This window comes from Flavobacterium frigidum (genome assembly GCF_048286795.2).
The window spans coordinates 83,721-105,644 of record NZ_JBLVPT020000007.1 but is presented as its reverse complement, the minus strand read 5'-3'; the positions used below and the strand labels follow the sequence as shown (position 1 = coordinate 105,644).

5 protein-coding genes are annotated in these 21,924 nt (G+C 38.0%); all 5 read left to right on the top strand.

Annotated features, from left to right (window positions below; genetic code table 11):
• Positions 1 to 345 precede the first annotated feature (345 nt).
• The 5 genes from ACNQGB_RS09410 to ACNQGB_RS09390 all read left to right on the top strand — a co-directional run bounded on the left by ACNQGB_RS09410 (position 346) and on the right by ACNQGB_RS09390 (position 21,920).
• A complete protein-coding gene (locus ACNQGB_RS09410) occupies positions 346 to 786 on the top strand; it encodes a hypothetical protein (protein WP_417947367.1) in 441 nt (146 codons plus the stop codon).
• A 58-nt stretch (positions 787 to 844) separates the two neighbouring features.
• The gene (locus tag ACNQGB_RS09405; RefSeq protein ID WP_417947365.1) at positions 845 to 2,140 is read left to right on the top strand and encodes a hypothetical protein; all 1,296 of its coding nucleotides are present in this window, start codon (positions 845 to 847) and stop codon (positions 2,138 to 2,140) included.
• 57 nt (positions 2,141 to 2,197) lie between these two features.
• On the top strand, positions 2,198 to 3,652 hold the full coding sequence (locus tag ACNQGB_RS09400) for a T9SS type B sorting domain-containing protein (RefSeq protein ID WP_472777103.1): 1,455 nt from the start codon (positions 2,198 to 2,200) through the stop codon (positions 3,650 to 3,652).
• A 1-nt stretch (position 3,653) separates the two neighbouring features.
• Positions 3,654 to 7,574 carry a PorP/SprF family type IX secretion system membrane protein gene (locus tag ACNQGB_RS09395; RefSeq protein ID WP_417946422.1) on the top strand — a complete coding sequence of 1,307 codons (3,921 nt, stop codon included), beginning with the start codon at positions 3,654 to 3,656 and terminating at the stop codon, positions 7,572 to 7,574.
• A 141-nt stretch (positions 7,575 to 7,715) separates the two neighbouring features.
• Positions 7,716 to 21,920 carry a T9SS type B sorting domain-containing protein gene (locus tag ACNQGB_RS09390; RefSeq protein ID WP_472777102.1) on the top strand — a complete coding sequence of 4,735 codons (14,205 nt, stop codon included), beginning with the start codon at positions 7,716 to 7,718 and terminating at the stop codon, positions 21,918 to 21,920.
• Positions 21,921 to 21,924: the final 4 nt, after the last annotated feature.

The window sequence follows — 21,924 nt, the reverse complement described above, 5'->3', positions numbered from 1 at the left end:
AAGAAATACCTTATTTTTCCTTAATTTTTTTTGTCCTTTTTTTTGTATGAAAAAAAACCAAAATCAATTTCCGTAAATAATTTATTAACAGGACTTTATGTTAATAATTTGGAATTTACACTGTTTTTTATTAATGTTTTATACGCCAATAAATCTTACATTTTTTTATTTTTTTTATTTTAAATAAAAATATAAATATCCGACTAACTGCTTCTTTTGCCGATCATTTACTTTAATTTTTCCATTTGCAACGTTTTTTTAGTTAAAATAATTAACAGTAAATGTTTTTTATTTTGGTTTTATTGCTTAGTTTTGGAGCATACTACTAATTATAAAGTTCAGATTATGAAGGCAAATATTGTTTTTTTAAGTATTTTTTTAAGTACCGCAAGCGTAGGGTTTTCTCAAAATAAAGTTGTTGTTCAGAGTATTATAAGCAGAGATGCTTCCATTAGAAATTACCACGAGTTAGATGAATTAAAAGCAATGCAAAAAGGGCAACTTTTAGAATTGTATACGGAGCGTTTTAAAGTTTTGACAAAAATTTTACCAAATATCGCTTTGGCAAAAACTCCTGGAGTCACAATTGCAGATCTAGGCATTCCAAATAACTCCGAAAACAAGAAAACGATGGAAGCGCAAGCACTAAGTACTGCGGGTTTTATAACACAAACAGAAGATTTTCAAAGAAAAATGTTGCCTTATTCAGATAAAAATACCTTGATATCAGCAATTTTATTTTATGAAAGCACATTAAAAGCATTACATGAATTTGAAGGTTTGTAGACTCAAGGTCCAAGCTTTTAATTCAATAAATAATTTATTAATTTAATTTTTACATCCAATGAAAAAAATTACTCAAACAATAGCAATGTTTCTTTTGGTGTTTTTCAGTGCGAATGCACAACAAGAAAAAGGGATCACAGGTTTAAACAATTGGTTGAATAACTGGACCGAATTCAAGCCTAACAAGGTGGAGTATGGTGAGGCGAATCAAATACTAGCTGGAAACATTTCAGTCAATACTAAGTTGTTAAAGAGAAACATATACTTAATTCAAGGTAATGTTTATGTAACTAACAATGCCGTTTTAACTATTGAGCCAGGAACTGTAATTATTGGAGACTTTGAAACAAAAGGTACTTTGGTAATAACTAAAGGAGCTTCAATGATAGCAGATGGTTTAGAAACAGATCCTATCGTTTTTACTTCAAATAGAAGTTTAAAAAAAGCAGGGGATTGGGGCGGAATAATAATTTTAGGAGATGCGCCAATCAACAAATGGGGAGGAGTAGCATCGGTTAATCCTGCAAACTCTTATTTAAATCCGTTGTTAACTGCTTATGGCGGATTGAATGCGTCTAGCTCATCGGGTATATTACGATACATGAGAATTGAGTTTGGTGGAGCTAAATTAGCCAACGGTGGTGGAAATCTAAATTCATTATTAATAGCTGGAGCTGGAAACAAAACTGTTATTGAAAATGTAATGGTTAGTTTTTCTGGTGGAAACTCAGTTGAAGTATACGGAGGTGATCTTAATTTGAGCCAAATGATCTCTTTTAAATCGAGTAATGATGATTACAGATTTAATTATGGAGCACAATGCCGAATTACTAATTCTTTAGCAATTCGTTCCTCATTTTTATCCAGTAAATTAGGTTCAAGATGTTTAGACGTAGCATCCTATGATAAAAAAGAAGAAGTTGATTTCGCTAAGAAACAAACGTTTGTTGTAGCCACCAATTTAACGTTGGTGAACAATAGCACAAGTATTGTTGCGGATATTGAGTCAGGTTTGGTAAAAGAGGCCATCTATGTGGCTGAAAATACAACTTTACAATGTAAAAAAACAGTGATTTCAGGATTTAAACCGGCAATCTTATTAGATAGTAGCATACAAATTAATTCAGAAAATCTTAATAAGATTAAATTCGAATCGCTGTATATTAATAATTGTAAAGGCAACATTTTTACAGTTGACAACTCTAATAACGATGATTTGGAAAACCATTATGGACAATCTGCTTTCAATATTGTTTACTCAAGTGGAAATAACTCGGAGACATTTATTGATTTTTCTAACGAGAAAAGACCAGATTTCCGCTTACAATTATCAAAAATTACAGCATCAAAATAGATTGGATGGTAATAATTTGATTAGTAAGCATCATAAATATTGATTTTATAATAAGATATGAAATGTAGCTCCACCGCCATTTTAAATAAATATATTATTTTTTTTATTTTGGTGGTTTTTCCATCGACTGCCTCATTATGTGCACAAGTAGCAATTGGCAAACCCACACTTGGGTTTAGCCAAATTTGTGCTAATCCTAGTTTTAATACTTTTGAAGTTAGTTTCTCATTCTCACCTGCGGGATCTTTAAGCCCAACGAATCAATTTTTTTTAGAACTTTCAGACCCTGCTGGAAATTTTGGAACTCCCATAGCGCTTAATTATACTGAGAAGCCGCTAACAGCTACCCCAACATCTAGAACGTTTGTTTTTTCAGTTCCTACCAATACGGCTGGCGAACTCTATCAATTACGTGTTAAAAGTACAGCTCCAGCTTCTATAAGTCAATTATCTAATATTTTTGCTGCGTACTATAAAATTCAAGATTCACAATTTACTATCAATAATTTCAATGGAACTGCAACTTATTGTACTGGAGGCTCATTGGTTTTAAGGATAGACAATCCAGGTACAGGAACAAACGATTCTCCATTAAAATATCCTTCACTTACTTTTAAATGGTTTAAAGAACCGAGTTTAGTTCCAATAGCTACTACAGCAAGTTTAACAGTAAACCAACCTGGACGTTATTACGTTGAGACTAATTACGGAACATGTACTTCTGATTCCTACTCAAACAGAGTTACAGTTTCTGAAGCTACGGGAGTTACAGCAACTATAACTTCAAGTAAAGGAAACCCTTTTTGTCCTTCAACTGGCCCTACAACGTTGAGCACTCAAACAGGAAATTCGTACCAATGGTTTAAAGATGGCGCAGCTATTTCAGGTGCAATAAGTCAACAATATCAAACAAGTACAGCGGGGCAATACGCTGTAAAGGTTGATTTTGGTAGCTGTAGTTCGACACCTACTATAACTCTAGAAGACGTACCATTTACCAGTTCTTTAAACGTTTCTGCCACAACTATTATAAATGAAGGCGAAACAAAAACGGTTATCGCTACTACTAACGCGATTAATCCTGTTTTTGAATGGTATCGAAACAGTACTATAATTGCGGGAGCAACCACCAATACTTTGGATGTTACGCAAGAAGGTAATTATACTGTTGTTGTAAAACAAACATCAGGTTGTGTTTCCCAAAAAACACTCCCCTTTGAAATCAAATTTCCGTTTGTTGACCCTAACGTCGTTTTGATTCCAAATTATATAAGCCCAAATAATGATGGCGTAAACGATACTTGGATTTTACCACAAGAATATGTGAGCGGATCAAACACAGAAATTGTGTTATTAAATTCAAGAGGCGAAGTTGCTTTACAAACAAATAATTATCAGAATAATTGGCCGGAGAACGAACTTGATTTTAAGTCTGTGAATCCTATTTATTATTACATAATTACAACAACAGACAATAAAGTAAAAAAAGGTTCTATCACCGTAGTCAAGTAGTATGAAAAGTAGGTTTTTAATTTTTGTTTTTTTTTTCTGTTCACTACAGGCGCTCTACTCTCAAGAAGGGGGAGTAGCTTCATTTGACATACCCGTTAGAAATTCGATGAGGTTTAATAAATTCTTATTAAATCCTGCCTTTAGTTTTGCTAGAGAGCAAAACTCATATATTACACTTTTCAACAAAAGAGAATGGGTACAGTTTGACAATGCTCCGCAAACGTATTTAGTAAGTTATTCGGGTCGTTTTAGAGAAAATCAAGGGGTTTCATTGGGCGTTTTTCAACAAAATTATGGGGTACTCACGACTTTTGGTGGAGTAGCCAATTTTGCACAAAATGTGTATTTGGACCAAGACAGCAACCTTACTTTTGGTGTTAATTTAGGTTTTTATAAAAGTGGCATTAATACCGGAAAGGTTATTACCAATTATCCAGATCCAACTTTAGAAACTATACCTTCTAATTCTCTGTTTACTTTAAGCCCGGGGATCAATTATGGAAATGCTTTTTTTGATTTTGGATTGGCCGTAAAAAATGCAGTTCTATTTAATCTTCAGAGTTCCAATTTAGTTCAAGACGATCCATCTCGCAGCATACAAGCGCATTTAATGTATACTGGATTTATTGATAGTTATGGCTTTTTTGACAAAAGTAAATTTTCAGGACTGATTCGTGCTGAAAGTAAAAAAGAGCAGACTATTGTTTCGGGATTAGTAATGTTTAGTATTCCAAAAGGGATCTGGGCACAAGCTGGTTACAACAGTTTTCATGGAGTTTCAGGAGGAATTGGAATAAATGTAACTCCTAGAATAGCATTAGAATATAATTACGAAAAAGCATTGGGTAACTTTTCGCAGTTTGGGCCTTCTCATGAATTAGTTTTGGCTTACAAATTCAAAAGTGATTATAGCGATGATGACGAAGATGAAGGTGCCTTAATACCAGCTGCTGAAGATAGGAGAGCTGCACCTTCAAAAGCTGTTGTTAAACCTACGGTTAAATCAGATGCGGATATTCAGAGAGAGAATGAGCTAAAAGTAGCCCGACAAAAAGCAATAGAAGATGCAAGAGCTACGGCTGATGCACTTGCACAAACGAGGTTAGAGAATGCTGCTAAGGCCAAAGCATTGTTCGAAGAAAATCGATTAAAAAGAGAAAAAATTGCTGCTGATGCTGCTGCCAAAGCGAAGGCAATCGCCGATGCTAAAGTGAAACCAACACCAGCACCAGTTGTTGCAAAACCACCTGTGGCAGTTATACCAGATGCAAAAGCAATAGCTGATGCAAAAGTAAAAGCCGATGCTGCAGCCAAAGCCAAATTAGCCGCAGCTGCCAAAGCTAAGGCAGATGCTGATGCAAAAGCTAGACTAGCTGCAGGAGCAAAAGCTAAAGCCGATGCTGACGCGAAATTGGCAGCAGATGCAAAAGTCAAAGCAGATACTGATGCCAAAGCAAAATTAGAAGCAGACGCCAAAGCGAAACTGGCTGCAGATGCAAAAGCCAAAGCAGATGCTGATGCTCGCGCAAAATTATCGGAAGAGGCCAAAGCGAAACTTGTTGCAGATGCAAAAGTCAAAGCAGACGCTGATGCGAAAGCTAAATTAGAAGCAGACGCCAAAGCAAAAGCCGATGCAGAAGCTCGTGCAAAATTATCGGAAGAGGCCAAAGCAAAAGCTGATGCTGACGCCAAAGCCAAAGCAGACGCTGATGCGCAAGCTAAATTAGAAGCAGACGCCAAAGCGAAACTTGCCGCAGATGCAAAAGCTAAAGCCGATGCTGATGCCAAAGCGAAAGCCGATGCTGATGCGAAAGCTAAATTAGAAGCAGACGCTCGTGCAAAATTATCGGAAGAGGCCAAAGCAAAAGCTGATGCTGACGCCAAAGTTAAAGCAGACTCTGATGCGAAAGCTAAATTAGAAGCAGACGCTAAAACGAAACTTGCTGCAGATGCAAAAGCTAAAGCAGACGCTGATGCGAAATCAAAATTAGAAGCTGACGCCAAAGCGAAAGCCGATGCTGACGCCAAAGCGAAAGCCGATGCTGACGCCAAAGCCAAAGCAGACGCTGATGCGCAAGCTAAATTAGAAGCAGACGCCAAAGCGAAACTAGCGGCAGATGCAAAAGCAAAAGCTGATTCAGAAGCTAAAGCCAAAGCAGACGCTAAAGCAAAACTAGCTGCAGATGCAAAAGCCAAAGCAGATGCTGATGCTCAAGCGAAACTAGCTGCAGATGCAAAAGCAAAAGCCGATGCTGATGCCAAAGCTAAATTGGAAGCTGACGCCAAAGTAAAACTAGCTTCAGATGCGAAAGCAAAAGCTGATTCAGAAGCGAAAGCCAAAGCAGACGTTGATGCGAAACTAGCAGCAGATGCAAAAGTTAAAGCCGATGCCGACGCCAAAGCGAAACAGGCTGCAGATGCAAAAGCAAAAGCTGATGCAGAAGCAAAAGCTAAATTGGATGCTGACGCCAAAGCGAAACTTGCTGCAGATGCAAAAGCCAAAGCCGATGCAGAAGCGAAAGCAAAAGCTGATGCCGACTTAAAAGCGAAACTAGCTGCAGATGCAAAAGCTAAAGCCGATGCAGAAGCGAAAGCCAAATTAGAAGCAGACGCCAAAGCAAAACTAGCTGCAGATGCGAAAGCAAAAGCTGATTCAGAAGCGAAAGCCAAATTAGAAGCTGACGCCAAAGCGAAACTAGCTGCAGATGCGAAAGCAAAAGCCGATGCAGATGCCAAAGCTAAATTAGAAGCTGACGCCAAAGCGAAACTAGCTGCAGATGCGAAAGCAAAAGCTGATTCAGAAGCTAAAGCCAAAGCAAAAGCTGATGCAGAAGCGAAAGCTAAATTGGAAGCTGATGCGGAAGCTAAAGCTAAATTAGAAGCTGACGCCAAAGCTAAACTAGCTGCAGACGCGAAAGCAAAAGCTGATTCAGAAGCAAAAGCCAAAGCAGACGCTGATGCGAAACTAGCTGCAGATGCTAAAGCAAAACTTGATGCAGAAGCGAAAGCTAAAGCGGAAGCCGATGCTTTATTGCTAGCCAGTACAAGAGTGAAAGATGAAAATGCAAAAACGATGGATAATGTAGCGAACGCATTAGAGAAAGATAGAAGAACACAGCAACAATTACTGACTCAATTAAATGAAAAAGTAAGTCAAAAACAAAAGGAGTTAAAAGAATTGAAAGATGAAAATGATTTAAATGACCAAGGAATAGCAAGTGCGCCAAAAGAATATAAAAGCATCTCGGCTGAAGCCAGTGCCTTGGAATCTTTAAAATCAGAAATTCAAATAATCAATGCAAATCAAAATCAATTATTGACTACCTTTAAGAATTTATATGAGGAGCGTACTAAGAAAGTTCCAAACCTAAATGATTCGCTTACACAAAGTTATTTGAAAACAATAAATGAGTTGAAAGCAGAGCAAGCTAAAGCAGAACTTTCTAATACCAATTTGCTAGCAGCTTTAGAAAAAATCAATGTAGAGACTCAAATAGAGAAGAAACGTAGAATAAAGCGTGCTAATTTTGAAAATGAAGATACCCGTTATTTAAAAGATCAAGAAACATTAAAACGAATAAAAGCAACAACATTTACTAGTACAGTAAAAGCCAAACCAGAAGATTTTGATTTTGGTAACGAGCAGGTGAACATGCAAATTATTAAGAATATTAAAAATGTTGAAACTGGATATTATATTGTTCTTGCTGTTCATGCTGATGTAGCAAAAAGAGATACTTTCGTTACTAAAACAGTGTCGACTGGAGAGAAAAATGTTAATTTTTTCTATGATGTAAAATCAACAAATTATTACATTTACACAGAGAAATTTGATAATTTACAACAAGCTACAACAACTCTTGAATCTCGTGGCACAAAACCGTATAATGGTAAAATGGTCATTATTAAAGTAGAAAATTAATTATATATTTTTACCAGAAATGGATAAAAACAACATTCATATTATCTAAAAGAATAAATGCTTTCCAACCTAAATTCAAAAAAACATTCCCCAAAAATGGTTTTTTGAATTTAAGTTGTAGGCATTATAAACATAGCTCCAATGAAAATAGAAAACTACCTACTCAATATTATTTTATTCTTATTTCGAAGCGTTAACATACCCTTCAAAAAAATGGATAATACTTTGCTACCTGTGCTAGTTCTAAACGATTGCAGGATTAAGAAACGCAAACTAATAAAATTTGGTTTTTTTATTGGAATAATCATGTTCCAAATGGGTTCTTATGGTCAAAACATTGTGCCTTTTACGAAAAGATTTAATCAGCAAGTAAAAGGTGATATGTTGGTTATTGGAAACAATACTTTAGGAAAAAGCAATGCTCTTTTAAATGACAATAGTGTAAACGAGAATACCGTGATGCAATTTATTGATATTGATTCTGATGCATCAACCTTTTCTTCAAGTAGTGCCACGCTAGCTGTTCCTCCAGCGACTACTTGTTTCAGGATTGCTTATGCTGGGTTGTATTGGGGAGCTCTAATTAAAGGTTCTGATAGTAGAGCCACTATTACTAATGTAAAATTGAAATTGCCGGGTAGTACGACGTACACACCCATTACAGGAATACCAATTTATGATACACCGGCAGCTAATGCTATTGTACCAGATGCAAACCGTCCTTATGCTTGTTATGCAGATGTAACCGGTTTATTATCGACCTTAACCAATCCTCAAGGAGTTTATACTGTGGCCGATGTAAGCTCCAGTGTAGGTTCAAATGGTATAACAGGTTTAGCTGCAGGATGGACTCTAGTTGTGGTGTATGAAGATCCAACTACAACTACAAAATCAATTACAACTTTTGATGGATTTAGTGCTCTTTTTGACGATGGTCAACTTGATATACCTGTTTCAGGATTTATAACACCACCATCAGGACTGGTTAATGTAAAATTTGGCTTTGCCACTTTGAATGGCGATAAAACCTCAAAAAATAAATTTGAAGTAGGAAATGGAGGTTCAAATGGAGATCCAGTTACTACTACCGAAAGACCTTCTAATAACTTCTTTAACAGTTCGATAACTGATCAGAACGGATACCTTGCAGGGAGAACTCCTAATAGTACCAATACCTTAGGGTATGATACAGGAATAGTAGAGGAGAAAAATGCTACCAAAATTGGTAATAATGCGATCAACGCAGTTATCAGTTTACAGGTGCCAAGAGGGCAAGCTAATACGCTTTTTAGTTTTTTCAATTCATTTTTGATCAATGTAGTGGCGCCAGACATTTCATTGACTAAAGTTGTAGAGGATATTGCGGGAAAAGATGTTGGTAATACAACAGTAAACTTAGGTCAAGATTTATATTATAAAATTGATTTCCAAAATATAGGAAATGATCAGATCACGGCATTTACTTTAGAGGATGTATTACCAAATAATGTCATTTTTAATTTTCCTGCAGATGTTACTTCCTTGCCACTTGGCATGACACTATCAAATGTTACCTATAATGCCGCTACCAGAAGATTAGTATTTACTATTCCGGATGGTATTGTAAAAATTGGTGACCCCATCAACACCATTCGTTTGCATGTAAAAGTAATATCCGATTATAATCAATTGAGTACTGCATGTTCAAATGAAATCAAGAATCAAGCTTTCGCAAATTATAGAGGTATTGTAAACGCTACTCCTGTTGTAGGTGAAGGAAGCTTTGCATCTGTAAGTTGTAATTTTGGTTCCCCAACTTCAACTAATTTTTTAGTTGATATCAATGGTCGAACTTTTAAAAGAACTCAAGTTTTGTGTGGTGCAACAGCAATCCTTTCGGCATCAAATGGGTACAATTCTTATTCCTGGTCCACAAGCCCTACTGGAACTCCTGTTATAAGTACGAGTCAAACCTATACTGCATCTTCAACCGGAACCTATTATGTTAGTTCTACTTCTACAACTGGATGTACTTCTATCAAAGAAGAAATTAACTTAATTCCTTTTGGAAACACAATTACCAATCCTGTTTCACCATATGCAGATGTAGTACCGAAATGTCCTAATAATGGAAAGGACTTGCCTAATATTTTTCTTTGTGGAGCAACTGCAACGCGACTGATCCAGACCAATATAACAGATGCATCTTCAATAGAATGGCAAAAACTAAATGAAGCCACTTGTCCGTCTACGGCTATTGCTAATTGTGCCAATGAAAATTTTGCCGATTCGTGTTGGAATACTATAGCAACAGGTCAAAATTACTCAGCAGATACGGCAGGACAATTTAGAGTGGTATTAAAATATCCAGGAGGTTGCCAAAGTATCTTTTATTTTAATGTTTATAAAAATACGCTAAACCCAACCGTAACTACCAATGATATTATTTGTACTACCAAAGGTACTATAACAGTTGGTGGTGTTCCGTCTGGATACGAGTACAGTTTGGACAAGGTTACATATCAAGCCTCTAATATTTTTACCATAAATACAGCAGGTACCTATACTGTATACATCAGACAAGTAGGTGTAACTACCAATCCTTGTATTTTTGAAGTAAAAAATATATTAATCAGATTAAGAAATTTTACTGTTCAAAAAATTCGAACACAACCGCTTTGTAACGGTAATTTAGGGGCAATTAGATTAGTAGCAGATGATGTTCGTTCTCAATATTATTTCAGTATCAGTAAGGGAGGAACACCAGTTAATAGTGTGGGTCCTATTTTAACAAATGAAGCTACTTTTTCAAATTTAGCAGCAGGAACTTATGCCTACGAAGTACGAACTGACGATGGCTGTATCGAAAAAGGAAGTATTGATATAATTGATCCAGCTAAATTAACAGCTACATCGGCATTGACAAAACCATTAACTTGTGCCAATGGGGAAATAACTGTTTATCCTGTGGGTGGAACGCCACCTTATAAATATTTTGTAAATAGTACTACAGTTTCTCTAACAGTACCTCAAATTGTGGTGTCCAAGCCATTGCCAGCAGGAGGTGTTTACAACATTACTGTGGTTGATGCGAACAATTGCTCTACGGCAACTTCTATTACCGTATCCGAAATTCCTAAACCCGTATATACCGTAACTCAAACAGATGTAAAATGTTATGGAGATAAAGTAGGGGTAATTAATTTTAATGTGACTAATGCTAATGGTTACACATTAGCGTATAGCATCGATAATGGTACTACTTACTTACCTACTGCTACTTTTTCAAATCTTGCAGCAGGAACTTATAATACCATATTAAAATATTCATTAAATGGTGTAGATTGTTTTGATACTATGAAAATCATCACTATCGCCCAACCATTAGAGGCCGTAACAGCGTCTGCTGGAGTTTCTGAATTAGCTGGTTGCGGGCCATCTGGCGAAGGTAGAGTGCGTATTACTAACCCGCAAGGAGGAGTGGCACCGTATGAATTTAGTTTTGACAATCAAGCTAGTTGGACTACAGTAAATAATGCTTTAAAATTACCAGGCACTTACATATTGTATGTACGAGACATTAACAAATGTATTTTTCAAGCTTCGGTAACGGTAGATCCTGAACCTGCTTCCCCTATAATAAATGTAGACACACCAGTAGATTTTAATTGTGATGGTACAGCAACAAGTACCGTAACAATTAACAATCCGGGTGGCGTAACCTATACATATGATTACTATATGGATGGTATAAAAAACACCAATACCCCAAGTAATGTATTTTTGAATGTGTTGCCTGGAACTCATAAGGTTACTGTAGAGTATAAATTAAATTCTGTTACTACTTTTAGTAATTTATTATTTGAAGATTTTGGAAAAGGCGGGTACACTACTAGCCCTGGAATTAATCCAGCCTATTGTTTTGAGAATGAAACAACAATACACGACGCTACTTATAAATGCAACAAAGATCAATTTATAAATGACGGTGAATATGCCGTTGCAAGTTCTATAAAAACCACTTTTGGTGTTTGGATCAAAGCTAAGGATCATACCTTACCTACTGATCCTTTAGGCAGATTTTTATGCGTAAATGTGGGAGGTTCTGCCGGAGTAGGTGGCGTTTTATACAGTAAAGCCATCAAAAATGTGATTCCTAATCAAGATGTAAAAGTGTCTATCTGGGCCGAGAATTTAATTAAAAAGACATCTCCTGGTCTAGGCGACCCCGATTTAACGATTCAGTTATGGAAAGATTACGGATTGCCTACAGCGGTACAAGTTGGTGTCAGTGTTAATACAGGAAGTATTCCTAAAAGTGAGAAATGGGAGAATTATGTACTAAGTATCAATCCTGGTAACAATACAGATTTAACATTCTTGGTGCGATCTAATAGTACCGTAATAAATGGTAATGACGTTCTTATTGATGACATTAATGTGTTCCAACTTCCTAAATCGTGTATTACTACTAAAGATTTTACAGTTATAGTTCCTACAGGAAAAGCTTTTACAGCACAAATTACAGGATCTAAAAATGTTACTTGCTTTGGTTTAACTAATGGCGAAATCACCATAGCTGCTCAAAACTTTGATGCATCAAAAGGTTTCCAATATTCTAAAGATAATGGCGCAAATTGGGTAACCACAACAACTTCTCCAGTAACATTAACTGGTTTAGCAGCGGCGACCTATGCTGTTCTTGTACGACCAAATTCAACTTCTGCAGCCGCTTGTACCAAAACGTTTTCACAACCTATCACAGCACCTACTGCCGTTACTTCGTCAGCCTCTATTATATTACAAGCTACTTGTAGTACGGGAGCGACTATTCGCGCCGTGGGCGGCGGAGGGACACCAGCGTACCAATATGAATTGCGTGCGGCAAACGGAACAACTGTAGTTACCGCTTTCAATAACAACAGAGATTTTACTAATGTACCAGCAGGTGATTACACCGTATTTGTGCGAGATGCTAACGGCTGTACCAATCCAACAGGAATTGCAATTAAGGTAAACGCTCCGCCATCGGTAACCGCAACACTAGATGCTTCAACAGATTATTGCTATACGGGAGCAAATCCAGCGACTCTGGTTGTCAATGTAAGCGGCGGTGTAGGACCATTTACGTATAAATTAGACAGCAGTGGCTCAATTAGTTCAGCATTGACGACCCTTTCATTTGCTAATGTTACTCCAGGAACGCACACTATTCTGGTGACCGATAGCAACAATTGTACTTCGACTATTTCGAACATCGTTATAGCACCTGCAGTAGCATTCAACCTATCTTTATTGCAAGACTTAACCTGTTTAGATGACGCCTCAATTGGGAACCCAATAATTACTGGTGGTTATGGCGCTCCATATACGTATACAGTTTCGTATAATACAACAACTCCAACAGCAGTGACCTCATTCCCATATACCGCTACAGTTCCTGGAACCTATGTATTTACCGTATCTGATGCTAAAGGATGTCCTGCTACTAGCAACACGATCACTGTAACACCAAAAACAACTCCTACGCACACAACCGTAAAAACCGATATTACGTGCAACGGGCTCAATAACGGAACCATTACCGTAACTCCTTCTGGTGGTTTTACCACAACGTATACCTACGCCATAAAATTAAGTACGGCTACCACATTTACCACACAAACTACCAATCAGTTTACCAGTTTAGCTGCAGGTACGTATGATATCAATGTGATCGATAGCAAGGGCTGTTCTTCCTTAATAGTTCAAGTTACGATTGTCAATCCTACAGCCTTAGTAGTTTCGGCTTCGGCAACTGCTTTTACTTGTAGTACTACTAATACCAAACAATCCGCAACGGTGACTATTGATTTGCCTACAACAGGAACATCGCCTTATAAATACAGTTTCAATGGAGGTAGTTTCACTAACACCAATACACTTGTCGTAAATGATAATGGATCCGATCAAACCATTAATTACGCAGTAAGAGATGGTAGTAATTGTGTTACTACAGGTAGTATAACTTTGAATAGACTTAACCCACCAACTATTGCTACCATTACCAATACGCCAATTTATTGTGTACCTGCATCAAGTACAACTAGTGATGTAACGGTACCGGTAACTGCTGGAACAGGAGTAGGAACTATTACATATGCTATAACTTCACCAGCAGCTGCTGCAACAAACACCACTGGAGCTACCACAGGAATCTTTACAGGATTAACAGCCGGTACTTATGTATTTAAAGTAACCGATGCCAATGGTTGTTTTGCCAGCAAATCTCATACCGTACCTGCACTTATATCAATTGCCGTTACCGCTACTAAGTTGAGTGATGTAGATTGTTTTGGAAACACTACAGGTTCTATTCGTTACAATGTGAGCGGTTTTTCAACAAACTACAGCTATACTATTAATGGTGGATCTCCAGTAACAGGACAAACAGCAAGTACGTTTAACTTAAGTGGTAGACCAGCTGGAATCTATAATGTGGAATTTACAGATAATACTACAGGATGTATTGCTCCAACGTCTATAACTATAAATCAACCAGCGGTTGCATTATCTGCAACTTATACAACTGTAAATGCAAATTGTTTTGTAACGACTTCTAAAGTTACGGTTACTGCAAGTGGTGGAACGCCATCGTATACTTATTTGTTTAATACTAGTGGCAGTTTAGCTGGAACGTATACAAGCTCTAATGTTGGGAATTTAGATCCAAGTTTAACGTGGTATGCTCATGTAAAAGATGCCAACGGTTGTACGGTTACTTTGACATTAATTTTGGCAAAAGACCCAACACCAACGGTTACTGCTTCGGGATCAGGATGTTTAGGAACTCCGGGCGGTTATACTATTACAGCAAATAATACTACACCAGTAGCAGGAATTATAAATCCTATTACTTATAGTTTAAATGGAGGTGCATTTCAAACAGGGGATGCCTTTACCATCGCAGCAGCTGGTGATTATACCATCAGAATGCGAGATGGCAACGGTTGTATTGCAACTGCTGCAGTTGTGACCGTAAACCCTCAATTAACCTTAACAGCAGTATTAAACAAAGATATTACGTGTAGCGCACCTGCTCCTGCTCAAATTACATTGACACCTACAGGTGGTTCGGGATCATTTACTTACGAGTCTAGAGAATCTGCTGGCACATATGTTCCGATGCCTGGCAACGTATTCAATACTAGTACACCAGGCAGCTATACATTTAAAGTAATAGATACAGTAACAGGATGTCAGGCCGTTACAACTACCGCTATTGTGGCAACCACTCCAATCGATCCAATAATCACTATAGTTAATCAAACAGCTTTTATCAAATGTAATGGAGACGATACCGCTGCTATAACAATCACTATTGACAACACAAAAGGACAATCTCCATTTGTATTTAATGTGCAAAGAACAGCACCAACAGCTCAAAACTATGGTACGCAGACTTCAGGTTTATCTGCGGGAGATTATTTGATTACTGTTACTGACGCTAAAGGTTGTACGGATACAGAAACGATAACTATTGGTGAGCCAACAATAATTAGTTTTACTAGAACGGTTACACCAATCACATGTAATACTTTAACAGGGGTTTCATTAGGATCAATAACTATCAACACTGTTTCTGGTGGAACACCAAATTATATTTACCACGTAACAGGTGTAAATGGGTATGATAAAAAATTTATAAATCAAACAGGAACAACAGCTGTTTTTGATGTGGTTGATTTTGGATTGTATCAAATAATCATAACAGATGCAAATGGTTGTACTGTTTTTGAGAATGATATTCTAGTTGCTTCACCACCAGATGATCTAGATATTGATGTTACTTTAGCAGCAGCGACTTGTACAGGTTTGGGTTCTGCTGAGGTTGCAATCGGTACTGGTCCTAAGGCCTCAATTACAGGTACTGGTCCATTTTATTTTAGTTTGTACACTGGATTAGCTCCAGCTTATCCAGCTGGAACTTGGTTACCAGAGGACGCTCCAAACAGTAAAAAAGCGATTTTTAATAATTTGATACCTGGAGTATTATATACATTTGTGGTCTATGATGCTGATGCCGTCCATGGCGGAACAGGTACTGGTTGTTATTACTACGAAACTGCCGCATCTCCAATACCAACGAATTCTACTATAACAGTCAATCCCTTAACAGCTAATAATATTACATGTAAAGGAGCGGCCAATGGTAGTGTTACGTTCACAATAAATAATCCATATCTTGTAGCCACGCCAGTAACTTACCAAATTTACAATGCACAATCGGTAACTCCAGTGGGTCTTGTTGGCTCGGGAATGCTTCCTCCTAGTGGAACACTAGCGGTTTCTAATTTTGGTGTATTGCCATTTGGTAATTATTTTGTTTTGGTTACCGAAGATGTTGGAGCTACAAACGCAGGATGTAGTATTTCATCAGCGCCATTTAACATTACTGAATCAGCTATCGATTTATCAATAACAGCACAAAAGATTAAAAAAATCAATTGTAATGAAGATGGTATTATTGCTGCTTTCGCAAAAGATGGAACATCTCCTTATACGTACCAATATTTATTAGACACTGTTCTTCCTGCGCCAATTGCAACTTCAGCAGGTTGGATCACAAATACAACATTTGCTACAAGTGTTGAAGGTAACTACATTGTTTATGTAAAAGATGCGTATGGTTGTATTAAATCAGCTCCTGTAACTTTAGACGCAGATGCTGCACCTGCAGTTACAGCGCCAGTTGCACCAATTTGTTATGACGGAAATCCATTTACAATTACTTTTTCAGGAAATATTGATCCTGCAATTGTAGGAGCTCCTACTTATAGTGTAAATGGAAGTGCGTTCCAAAACTCATCAAGTTTTACTTTTAATGCAGCAGGAACGTACAATCTAGTGATTAGAGATGGTAATGGTTGTACTGACGATGTAGATTATATTGTTTATCCTCAATTGCAGTTGACGCCAACTTTAACGAAACCATTAGATTGTTCTGGAACACCAAATGCAACCATCGCATTGAATACCATCGGTGGAAACACAACACCAGCCCCAAATTATACGTACGAAGTTAACTTTAACTCTGGTGGTTTTGTAGCCGCTACTACTCCTTATTCAGCCGCTGCTCCAGGCACTTACGAGTTTAGAGTAACTGATGCTAACAATCCTACACTTTGTCAAGCAATAGCAACTATAATTCTTGATCCAATTCCAGCTACTGTTATTGCTACTCCTGTAGTGACTAACGTAATTTGCAATGGTGAAAGCAACGGAACCATTTCGGTTACAGTAACTTCAGGTGAAGGGCCTTATACGTATTCGCTTTCGGGCCCAACTACAAACGCTTCTGGAGATGCTTCGGGAGTTTATACCGATTTACCAATAGGGAACTATACGGTTACAGTTCGTAATGCTAGAGGTTGTTTACAGGCTTCAACTTTAATAACAATTACGGAGCCTAATGCTCTTAACGCTACAGCAGTAGCGGATGTAAACAGCAAGTGTAGCAACACTACTGTAATTACGGTAACTGCAAATGGAGGAACTAAAACAGGAACGGGATCAGGCTACACCTATAACTTTAATGGTTTAGGATATAGCAGTGACAATACCTTCACGATAAATAACACCACTAGTGCTGCATCTACAACAATTAGTGTGAAAGATGCTAATGGTTGTACTTTTGATTTGGTAGCAGTTCCTACCCCTGAATTATTGCCACCTACGGATTTAGTTTTTAAAATTACAACAGCGCCGACCTGTCCTGCTGCTACAGCAACGGTAGAAGTATATGCTACAAGTGGTTATGGAGCATTAAACTTTACTATTATAACCTTCAATGGAGCTGCTCCACCTTTATATCCTACGCAAACAGCAAAAGGTAAAAATGTTGCAACTAGTTTTGCAGGACTGCCACCAGGCGATTATATGTTTCAAGTAACGGATGCAAACGGTTGTTCGTACCAAGAATTAAAGTCTGTTGCTAGTGTAACAAACATAACAGCAGCAGCAAAAGCAACGACTGATGTAACTTGTTTTGGTTTTGCTAATGGTACTGCTACATTCGACATTGCTAATTTCGGAGGAACATACAGCTATACTTTTGATGGCGGTAGCGCAGTTCCAGGTGTAAATAGTGCACAATTAACTTTCAGTGGTTTAACACCAACTACACATACGCTTGTAGTAACTGATCAAATTACAGGTTGTTCCAGTACGGTAAACGTTACTATAAATCAGCCTGCTGCAGCACTTGACTTTAACAGCACGGCAACAAATACGTATTGCACTACGGATACGGCAACTATTATAGTTGTGGCATCAGGTGGAACCTTAAATTATAAATATGCTGCAGTGATTGCAGGTTCAACACCGCTAGCAACTGATTACGGATCTAGTAATACACTTGTGGTAGATACTAATGGAGGAACCAATATGTTGTGGGATGTGTACGTAATGGACGCTAAGGGTTGTTCAATTAACAAACCACAAACGATTGCATTAGACGCGAGTCCAGTCGTTACATCAGCAGTAGCCACGCAGTGTCCGAGTCCTACAGGAACGTATACCATTACAGTAACAGCTTCGGGCTTTAGTTCAGCGCTGGAATATAGTGCGGGTGGAGGTAATTTCCAAACTGGAAATGTAATTACAGTCAATGCGCCAGGAAACTATCCTATTACGGTACGCGATGCAAATGGATGTATCTCAGTAGCAACTGTTGTTTCTATAGTGGATCCTTTGATTTTAACACCAGTGGTGACCAAACCAGTATCTTGTGCTAAAGGAGACGGACAAATATCCGTAAGTGCTTTAGGTGGTTCAGGAAATTATGTGTACAATATTGATGGTGGCGGTTTTGCAGCGGTAACAGTGTTTAACGCGGTTGCGGCAGGAAACCATACTATCGGTGTTCGTGACACGACGACTTTATGTGAGGTATTTGTAGATGTAAACTTGCAAGCGGCTACAGATATTACGGGATTTGCTTTGGCTAAAACCGATGTAACGTGCAGTGGCGGAAGCGATGGAACAATTACGGCGACTTTAGCCACACCTGCACCAGGCATAAACGATAATCCAGTGTACAGGTACACGCTAAACGGAATAACAGTAGGCGGAGTAGCAGTAAGCAGACTGTCTCAAGACTCACAATTATTTAGTGGTTTAGCCGCTGGAACCTATACTGTAGTGGTTACTTCAAGTAGAGCATGTACAGCTACTCAAACTATAGATGTACTCGAGCCAGGAGTACTTGTTGTGCCTGCGCCAACAATTGTACAATTTGGTTGTACATCTGGTAACACAGGAAACCTCGCTACGATAACAGTGACAGGAGTTATGGGTGGTACCACTCCATATTTGAATTATGAGTTTATCAAAGTAGTAGGTACTACAAATACACAAGTACAGTTTAGCGCTAGTAATGTGTACACAGAAGGAAATCTTCTAGGAGGTTCATACCTTGTAAACGTATACGACAGTAAAGGTTGTGTAGGCACTACGACTGCGCCAATTACAATTGCATCGTATGTTGCGCTCGATAAAGTAAATGTGAAAGTAGATCAAGCAATAACGTGTTCTAATCTAGAAAATATCACCGTTACAGCAACTACGGTTGGTGGGCCAGCACCTAATCTAGAATATACGCTCGTAGATATCAATGCCACTACCAATACAACGGGTACTTTTTATCCAAGTCAAACCAATACAACGGGTGTATTTACGAATCTACCAGTTGCTGATTATTTAATCACGGTGAGAAACTTAGATACCAATTGTGAAATACAAGGAGTGCACTATGTAAATGAACCAAATACATTTGATCTTGTTGTAAACGCGACGACAGATATAACGTGTTTGAATGATACTAATGGAACTGCAACTATAACCTTTGTGGATCGATTGATTACAACGACACCACCAAACGGAGATGATGCAGGTGCATTTACGTATACTTTACAAGATGCGTTGGGTAACCCTGTTCCGGGAGGAAGTTCCGTTAATGCTGGACCAATTACTATTACAGGTTTAGCTGCAGGAACCTACACTATAACTGCTAAGTTGTCTCAATCACCAAATTGTGAAGTAACTAAAAACTTTACAATAGGAGCACCAAGTGCAGCGCTTGACATCACCGAAACCCATACAGAAATCACTTGCGTAGCAGGTAATAATGATGGTTCGATTTCAGTAAGTGCAACAGGAGGATGGTCTGGTGGCTATGTGTTTGAAGTGCTTAAAGATGGTGCGCCATTTAGCGCTTACAGCGACGTGACCAATTATACGAACTTAACTGCAGGAGTATATACGCTTAATGTAAAAGACAGCAAAGGATGTAGAGATACGGCAACCGTTACTTTAGTAAATCCGACTCCAATAAGCATTACAGCCACACCAGCAACGCAACTGCTAACGTGTTTTGGAGATAAAACAGCAAGCATACAGGCGACTGGAGTAAGTGGTGGTCAAGGTACCAATTACTTATATACTTTAAATTATGTATCGTTTACACCGGCTTCTTCCTCTGGACCACAAGCTTCGGCGGTATTCAACAATTTAGGAGCAGGAAGCTATTCGATTACAGTTACAGATGGTTGGGGTTGTAGTGCTACATCAGCAACGGTAGTTGTAAATGGACCTACAGAGGTCAAAGCTGATTTGGTGTTGTCGCGTTCACAAACGTGTTTGACATCAAGCCAATTGACACTAACCGCAGCAGGAGGAACACCACCTTACACCTATAGCGCTGATTATACAACCTATTCAACAACTCCATTTGCAAGTTCCATTTCTATTAATGTTCCAGTAGGTACATACCATTATTTCGTTAAAGATTTTAATGGATGTGTGTCAAAGGTTTCAAATGATATCGAGATCCTGCCTTTAGAGAAATTAGTAGTCAATGTAGATTTAACCAATGCCAAAATTTTCTGCAGAGGAGATTTCACAGGGGTTATTGTAGCCAAGGCTACAGGAGGCCTTGGAAATTACAATTATACTTTATTAAATGGTTCTGGAGTAGTTATTGTCCCTACACCTGAGCAAATTACCCCAGGTCGTTTTACAAAGTTAGGGGTAGGTTTCTATCAGGTACGAGTAGTTAGTGGCGATTGTAATGAAGTTTCTGCTGTTATTGAAATTAAAGAGCCTCTACTAGGAGTTACCTATACCGTAAATAAAACAGACGTAACTTGTAATGGTCAAAACAACGGTAGAATTGATGTTTCGGGTACTGGTGGAACTGGTAAAATAATGTATTCAATATCGGATCGTTCTGACCAGTTTTTTGATGATGGTATTTTTGAGAATTTGGCGCCAGGAAGTTATAAAGTCATTATTCAAGATGAAAACGGTTGTTATGAACCTTTTAATTTTAAAATTGATGAACCACCGTTGTTATTCGGTACGCTGCAGCCAAATTCATTAATGCCAGAAATATGTGCGGGTGACAAAGATGGAGCTTTTAGTATTACGGTTGCTGGCGGTGTTAATCCGTATAGCGTAAGTCTAGATGCAATCAAAGGGATTTATACACAAGGTGTAGCGGGTCAAACGGATTTTGATTTCACCAATCTTTCAGGTGGTGCGCATAAAGTGTACATTAAAGATGCGAGTAACTGTACATCAGAATTAGAAGTAATCATGCCAAATGCGGTTGTAATCAACCCAACGGCTGTTGCTACGTATGACTGTGTAAACAATACACAAGCAAACCGAGTAGTTGTTTCTTATGATGCAAGCAATGATCCAGCAGACTTAGATTTTGCTTTGGACGGATTAGGGAATTACCAAGCGAGTAATACGTTCGATAATGTAGTGCCAGGTCAGCATTTTATTACTGTGAGACATACAAATGGGTGTATTCAACGTACGCAAAATATTACTGTTGATCAGGTAGATCCATTAGTGATAGTTATTGCTGACGGAGATTTAAATCAAATTAAAGCAACTGCTACCGGTGGATCAGGAATATATGAGTACAGTTTTAATGGAGAAGATTTCACCTCTCAAAGTACTTACGCCTACTACCAATCAGCAAATTATAGCGTAATTGTTAGAGATAAAAACGGTTGTACAGCTAATGCAAAGCGTGATTTCACATATATTGACATCTGTATTCCGAATTACTTTACTCCAAACGGTGATGGTAATTTAGACGACTGGGCTCCGGGATGTACGAACAATTATCCAGATCTATCCTTCTCAATTTTTGATCGTTACGGACGTTTAATTGCCAAATACAGAATAGGTCAAAAATGGAACGGTAAGTACAAAGGCGAGGAATTACCTTCGGGAGATTATTGGTATACATTAAAATTGAACAATAATAAAGACGATCGTGAGTTTGTAGGTCACTTTACTTTGTATAGATAACGAA